We start from the raw sequence: 6025 nt of genomic DNA, 5'->3' as shown, positions 1-6025 counted from the left end.
CGAGCGCGTGGTGGTGCTGCGAGCGCCTGACGGTGCCACGATCGCCCGACGGGTCTGCGCATCGGTCGCCCGCGACATCCAGCAGCGTCGACTGGCGTGCGCGTCCGGACCAATAGCATGGGTGCCATGGTGCAGTTCGCGATGCTGGTGATCGTCGTCGGCGCGCTGGTGGCGATCGTCATGATCTACCTGCGCGGGCGCAACGGGTTCCAGGTGGTGAATCCGGAGTCGGGGACGCTCTATGTCACCGGGGTGAGTCCGCGGCCCGATGCGACCGGCGCGCAGTATGTGACCATCACCGGCAATCTGACCGGCCCGTCGGTGCCCGGCACCGTGGTCTACGGCCGTATGGCCTGGGATGTGAACGATTGGCCTGCCATCGGCGATCTCATCCCGGTCGTCTATCCGTCCGGCAAACCCGAACGCTGGCAGCTATCGCACCCGGGCGCGCGTCCGGGGCTCGGTTCCTGACCTGGTCGCGGGCCCGACCAACGGCCTCGGCGGAGTCGGCGACCTGGGGCGGCAGGACCACTCGATCGGATTGTTGCCGTGCGACTGCGGGGCCGGTGGGAGGATGCCGGTATGGATGCGAAGGACACCGAGCTCGTCATTCGAACTGCTCGGCCGGATGAGTACGACGCGGTCGGTGACCTGACGGTGCAGGTCTACGTCGGTGAAGGATATGTGCGCGCCGGTAGCCCCTATGTCACCCAACTCGCCGATATCGCCCACCGCGCCGACGCGGCCCAGGTGCTGGTCGCCGTGCACGGCGATCAGGTGGTCGGCGCGCTGGCGGTCGCCCGGCCCGGAACACCCTATGCCGAGATCGCTCGGCCGGGTGAGCTGGAGTTCCGCATGCTCGCCGTGTCGAAATCGGCGCGCGGCCTTGGCGCGGGAACGGCGTTGATACGCACCGTCATCGAACTGGCCCGTGCCGAATCCTTTGACGCCGTGGTACTTACCACCATGCCCGCCATGGTCGACGCGCGGCGGATCTACGACCGCTTCGGTTTCGTCCCTGCGCCGGAACGGGATTGGACGACCGAGGCGGGAGAGTGGTTGACCGTGCTGCGGTTGGATCTTCCGGCCTGATGCCGCGCGGGCGGGCTCAGCCCAGCGCAGTCGCGACGATGCCTGCCAGGTAACCGAGCCGCGCGACCTCGGACGGACGGAAGTCGGGTCCACCGGGTCGCCCGAGCAGCAGCACCTTGCCGGTATTGCCCAGCGGCGCGGCCGCCAGTTTGGTGTCCATATCGCGCCAGATCTGCGGCACCCAATCGGCCTCGGGATCGAGGACGGCGGGCTTCTCCAGCGGCATCCACGGGGCCGAACCCGCTTGGGTCTGCGGCGCGGACTGGCTGCCGACGACGCGGTAGGCACCCTGCGGGCCCATATCCATAATGGTGCTCCAGCCGACCCGCAGCACCCGCGGCACACCCTCGACGAGAACCTGCAGCCGGTCGTCGCGGGCGCTGGCGACCTGGTCGATCAGCTCGAGCTCGCGATGGGTGTCCAGTACGCCGGAGTATGGCCGGATGGAGTCCACGCGCACATCGCCGATCGATTCGGCGGCGGTGATCAAGGTGTCCGGCAGCGCACCCTGCGGCACCTCGACGACGAGGTCGTCGACCGCGAAACCCGCGCCTCGCTCGACCACGTCGAGGGAGAGGATGTCGGCGCCGACGGAACCCAGTGCGAGTGCGAGCGCACCGAGGCTTCCCGGTCGATCCGGAAGTTGCACGCGGAGCAGGTATGACACGCGCGTTCCTTTCCTTGGCGGCCGAGGCTCTCAAACGAATACCCGGGTCACGCAATACTTACACCCCCGAGTCCCGGTTATCGACTCGAAGTACGGCCAGTGACGGATGCCACACCGCGAGTTTGCGCGGATGCGGCGTGTCACGCTAGTGGGTGGGGTGTGTCGTCGCACGCCCGGCTCCTGTGAAAATTGTGCAATAGATGGTCGCTAGGCTGTTCGGTGGCCGTTCACCAAGCTCAAACCATGCCGAAAGGGGTCCGCGGTGCCCGCCATCTCCCGCGACGAGGTTGCACACCTCGCCCGGCTGTCCAGGCTCGCCCTGTCCGAAGCCGAACTCGATCAGTTCGCCGGTCAGTTGGATTCGATCCTGAGTCACGTGCGGACCGTCTCCGAGGTCGCCGCCGCCGATGTGCCCGCGACCGCGTCGCCTAATCCGGCGACCAATGTGACGCGTCCAGATCAGGTCGTTCCGTGCCTGACCCCGGAGGAGGCGCTGTCGGGCGCTCCCGCGGTCGAAGACCAGCGGTTCGTGGTTCCGCAGATCCTGGGAGAAGGCGAATGAGCGCAGCATCGCGTAGCGACCTGACCGCGCTGTCGGCTGCCGAACTGGCAGCCAAGATCCACGGCCGCGAGGTGACCTCGGTGGAGGTCACCCAGGCGCATCTGGATCGGATCGCCGCCGTCGACGGCGAGTACCACGCATTCCTGCATGTGGCCGGGAACGAGGCGCTGAGCGCGGCCGCCGCGGTGGACGCCGCGCTGGCCGCTGGCGATGCGCCCGCCTCGCCGCTGGCCGGAGTTCCGTTGGCGCTCAAGGACGTTTTCACCACCACCGATATGCCGACCACCTGCGCCTCGAAAATTCTCGAGGGCTGGGTCGCGCCCTACGACGCGACGCTGACCGCCCGGTTGCGCGCCGCGGGCATCCCGATCCTCGGCAAGACCAATATGGACGAGTTCGCCATGGGCTCCTCCACCGAGAACTCGGCCTTCGGCCCGACCCGTAATCCGTGGGATACCACCAGGATTCCGGGTGGCTCCGGCGGCGGCTCGGCGGCCGCGCTGGCCTCGCACCAGGCACCGCTGGCGATCGGCACCGATACCGGCGGATCGATTCGCCAGCCCGCCGCGGTGACCGCGACCGTCGGCACAAAGCCGACCTATGGCACCGTTTCCCGGTTCGGTCTGGTCGCGTGCGCATCATCGCTGGACCAGGGCGGCCCGTGCGGTCGAACCGTGCTCGATACCGCACTGCTGCACGAGGTGGTCGCCGGATACGATCCGCGCGACTCCACCTCCCGCAATGTGCCGGTGCCACCGGTGGTGGCCGCGGCGCGTCAGGGCGCCACCGGTGATCTGCGCGGCGTGAAAGTCGGTGTGGTGAAGGAACTCCACTCCGACAGCTACCAGCCGGGCGTCATCGCATCCTTCGATGCGGCGGTCGCGGTGCTGAAGGAATTGGGCGCCGAGGTGGTCGAGGTGTCATGTCCGCACTTCGAATACGCGCTGGCCTCCTACTACCTGATCCTGCCGAGCGAGGTGTCCTCGAACCTGGCGCGCTTCGACGCCATGCGCTACGGGTTGCGCGTCGCCGATGACGGTAGCCACAGCGCCGAGCAGGTCATGGCCGCCACCCGTGCGGCCGGATTCGGCCCGGAGGTCAAGCGCCGCATCATGATCGGCACCTACGCACTGTCGGCCGGTTACTACGACGCCTACTACGGTCAGGCGCTCAAGGTGCGCACGCTGATCGCCCGGGACTTCGACAAGGCCTATGAGCAGGTCGACGTCCTGATCTCCCCGACCAGCCCGTTCACCCCGTGGAAGCTGGGGGAGAAGGTCGATGATCCGCTCGCGATGTACCTCTCGGACCTGTGCACCCTGCCGACGAACCTGGCCGGACATCCGGCCATGTCGGTGCCGTCGGGGTTGAGCAAGGACGATGGCATGCCGGTGGGTCTGCAGATCATGGCGCCCGCGCTCGCCGATGATCGGCTGTACCGCGTTGGTGCGGCGTACGAGGCGGCGCGGGGACCGGTCGCCTGACGGCGCATATGGCCTGAGCGCCCGGTCTCGTCTCGATTCCTCGGATTTCGACGGGATCGGGCGCTCAGTGCGGCTATCTACCGCTCGATAGCCGCTAGGCGGGCCAGATGAATTCCGGATCCGTCAGGTAGTCCTGACGCCGCTGATCCAGTGCCATCGCCACCATCTGGTGCGCACCGGGTCCGATTACCTTGCGCACCGGCGGATTCGGCATGTTCACCAGCGCGATCAACTCCGCCGCGGCGACTTCCGGTGCCGCCTCGACCCATTCGGCATCGGCCGTGGTTTCGCCGTGGCCTGCTGGCTCGAGATCGGTCGCTTCGTCGGTGACCGGCGGCGCAGTCGGGTCCGGGTAGTCCGGCATGCCGAGGATGCCACTGCGCAGTTCGTCGTACGCCGGGAGCGCTGTCGCGAACTTCATGCTCGACTTTGCCCAATCGGTGTCGAAGCCGCCCAGCTGTGCCAGCGTGACGTGAATTCCGAAGGGGCGCAGCTCATCCGCGAGTGCTGCGCCGAAACCCTCCAGCGCCCATTTGCTCGCGTTGTATATGCTGAACAGCGGCAGGCTGCCCACCGCACCGACCGTCGAGATCTGCACGATGTGTCCCGACCCCTGTTTGCGCAGGTGCGGTACCGCTGCTTGCGAAACCCACAGCGCGCCATAGAAATTGGTATCCATCTGGGCGCGGATCTGGGCCTCGGTCAGTTCCTCGACCGCGCCCACCAGACCGTATCCGGCATTGTTCACGATCACGTCGATACTGCCCGCGATCGCGAATGCCTGATCCACGGTGGCGATCGCGCGGTCGCGGCCGCGAACATCCAAGGGCAGCACCGTCAATCGGTCACTGTCGATATCGGCCATGGACCGCGGATCGCGAGCGGTCGCGACAACGCGGTCGCCATCGGCGAGCGCGGCGAGGGTGAACGCGCGCCCCAGTCCGCGGTTGGCGCCGGTGATGAACCAAGTTCTGGTCATGTCGATCCTTTCGTCGCGAGACGCTCCGTCTCGTTCGACAAAGATGCCAAGCCGATTCGATCCTGTCAAGACGAGACGTTGCGTCTCGTTTCTGGTATGGTCTCGGTATGGCCGAAACACCGAGCGCAGCCAGGCGCAGCGAACGCGCCCGCGCCGCGATCCTCGCCGCCGCCACCGAACTGATCCGCGAGCTGCCCTATGCGAAGCTGAGCATCGAGGCCATCGCGGCCCGGGCCGGAGTCGGCAAGCAGACGATCTACCGTTGGTGGCCGTCGAAGGGTGCCGTCGTATTCGACGCGATGCTCGAACTCTATTCCGGCCCGGACGGTCTCGTACTTCCGGACACCGGCGACATCCGTGCGGACCTGCGGGAGCTGGTTCGCGGCGCGATCGCCGAACTCACTGATCCGAGTTTCGAGGCCTTCCTGCGCGCGATGTACGTCGAGATCCAGCAGGATCCGGAACTCGGCGCCGCCTATCGCGAGCGACTTCTGCTCCCGCAGCGCGCCGCCATTGCCGAACGCCTGGCCGCGGGCGTCCGGGCGGGCCAACTCCGCGCCGATCTGGACCCCGATATCGCCATCGATCTACTCCTCGGCCCGATTCAGAGCCGCTGGACCCTGGGCCTGCCCGGCCTCACCGAGGACTATGCCGACGCCGCTCTGGATGCCGCCCTGGCGCATCTCGCCCCCTGATGCGCCCGTACCCCGCTCGCGTTTGCGTCCGGTGGCGCGGCGCGGCCAAGTGTGCGGGAGATCAGTGGGAGCGTAGGGATTCGGCTTGTCGCTGGATGCCCTCGGTCATACCGGCGAAGCCGCGGTGGAGGTTCTTGCCGAGCAGGGCGACGACGAGGGGGTGCAGCCAACCCGCGAGTTCGAAGTGGGATTCGTAGCGGGTGCGGTCCGGGCCGAGCGGGGTGACCTTGTGCGAGCGCAGGCTGTGCAGGGTGCCGAGCGGGACCGGTTTCATCGAGTAGCTGAATTCGGTGCCCGGGGTATGCGAGACCATCCATTCGCGCTGGCGTCGCGGGCTGGAACCGGACAGTGCGACCAGCATGTCGATGGGTTCGCCGGGGACGAGGGTGCTGCGGGCTTCGATGCAGAAGGGGTTCCACTCGCCGTAGCGGGGGAGGTCGGTGATCACCTGCCACACCAGTTCGGCGGGGGCGTCGATCTCGACGGTGGCATCGATGACAAAGGACATGATCAGTAAACTAGAACAAGTTCTAAGAGCGATCAAGC

At 67.2% G+C, this 6025-nt stretch carries 8 protein-coding genes; 5 read left to right on the top strand and 3 right to left on the bottom strand.

Features of this window, described 5'->3' with window-relative positions; genetic code table 11:
- Positions 1-126: 126 nt before the first annotated feature.
- The gene (locus ABZW16_RS14190) at positions 127-471 is read left to right on the top strand and encodes a hypothetical protein (RefSeq protein ID WP_354955770.1); all 345 of its coding nucleotides are present in this window, start codon (positions 127-129) and stop codon (positions 469-471) included.
- 111 nt (positions 472-582) lie between these two features.
- Complete coding sequence (locus ABZW16_RS14185; RefSeq protein WP_354955768.1) at positions 583-1092, top strand: GNAT family N-acetyltransferase; 510 nt, start codon at positions 583-585, stop codon at positions 1090-1092.
- Positions 1093-1108: 16 nt separating this feature from the next.
- Here ABZW16_RS14185 and ABZW16_RS14180 read toward each other — a convergent pair whose 3' ends face one another.
- A complete protein-coding gene (locus ABZW16_RS14180; RefSeq protein WP_354955766.1) occupies positions 1109-1759 on the bottom strand; it encodes an amino acid-binding protein in 651 nt (216 codons plus the stop codon).
- A 262-nt stretch (positions 1760-2021) separates the two neighbouring features.
- Between ABZW16_RS14180 and gatC the strand changes: the two genes are divergently transcribed.
- Both gatC and gatA read left to right on the top strand, forming a co-directional pair.
- Positions 2022-2321, top strand: coding sequence for an Asp-tRNA(Asn)/Glu-tRNA(Gln) amidotransferase subunit GatC (gene gatC / locus ABZW16_RS14175; protein WP_354955764.1), 300 nt, complete (start codon positions 2022-2024; stop codon positions 2319-2321).
- Complete coding sequence (gene gatA, locus ABZW16_RS14170) at positions 2318-3805, top strand: Asp-tRNA(Asn)/Glu-tRNA(Gln) amidotransferase subunit GatA (RefSeq protein WP_354955762.1); 1488 nt, start codon at positions 2318-2320, stop codon at positions 3803-3805. Before gatC ends, gatA begins: the two co-directional genes overlap by 4 nt.
- A gap of 94 nt (positions 3806-3899) precedes the next feature.
- Here the strand turns inward: gatA and ABZW16_RS14165 are convergent, their stop codons facing one another.
- On the bottom strand, positions 3900-4784 hold the full coding sequence (locus ABZW16_RS14165) for an SDR family NAD(P)-dependent oxidoreductase (protein ID WP_354955760.1): 885 nt from the start codon (positions 4782-4784) through the stop codon (positions 3900-3902).
- 107 nt (positions 4785-4891) lie between these two features.
- Here ABZW16_RS14165 and ABZW16_RS14160 point away from each other — a divergent pair, with 107 nt between their 5' ends.
- The gene (locus ABZW16_RS14160; protein ID WP_354955758.1) at positions 4892-5479 is read left to right on the top strand and encodes a TetR/AcrR family transcriptional regulator; all 588 of its coding nucleotides are present in this window, start codon (positions 4892-4894) and stop codon (positions 5477-5479) included.
- A gap of 61 nt (positions 5480-5540) precedes the next feature.
- On the opposite strand, the gene ABZW16_RS14155 is transcribed toward ABZW16_RS14160, so the two are convergent.
- The gene (locus ABZW16_RS14155) at positions 5541-5987 is read right to left on the bottom strand and encodes an SRPBCC domain-containing protein (RefSeq protein WP_354955756.1); all 447 of its coding nucleotides are present in this window, start codon (positions 5985-5987) and stop codon (positions 5541-5543) included.
- Positions 5988-6025 lie beyond the last annotated feature (38 nt).

This window comes from Nocardia sp. NPDC004604 (genome assembly GCF_040609795.1).
Lineage (GTDB): Bacteria > Actinomycetota > Actinomycetes > Mycobacteriales > Mycobacteriaceae > Nocardia.
This window is presented reverse-complemented; position numbering and strand designations above follow the sequence as displayed.

Bases quoted from the DNA above. Each gene is read 5' to 3' on its own strand.
- ABZW16_RS14190 (WP_354955770.1), top strand. From the start codon at position 127: ATGGTGCAGTTCGCGATGCTGGTGATCGTCGTCGGCGCGCTGGTGGCG.
- ABZW16_RS14185 (WP_354955768.1), top strand. From the start codon at position 583: ATGGATGCGAAGGACACCGAGCTCGTCATTCGAACTGCTCGGCCGGAT.
- gatA (WP_354955762.1), top strand. From the start codon at position 2,318: ATGAGCGCAGCATCGCGTAGCGACCTGACCGCGCTGTCGGCTGCCGAA.
- ABZW16_RS14165 (WP_354955760.1), bottom strand. From the start codon at position 4,784: ATGACCAGAACTTGGTTCATCACCGGCGCCAACCGCGGACTGGGGCGC.
- ABZW16_RS14160 (WP_354955758.1), top strand. From the start codon at position 4,892: ATGGCCGAAACACCGAGCGCAGCCAGGCGCAGCGAACGCGCCCGCGCC.
- ABZW16_RS14155 (WP_354955756.1), bottom strand. From the start codon at position 5,987: ATGTCCTTTGTCATCGATGCCACCGTCGAGATCGACGCCCCCGCCGAA.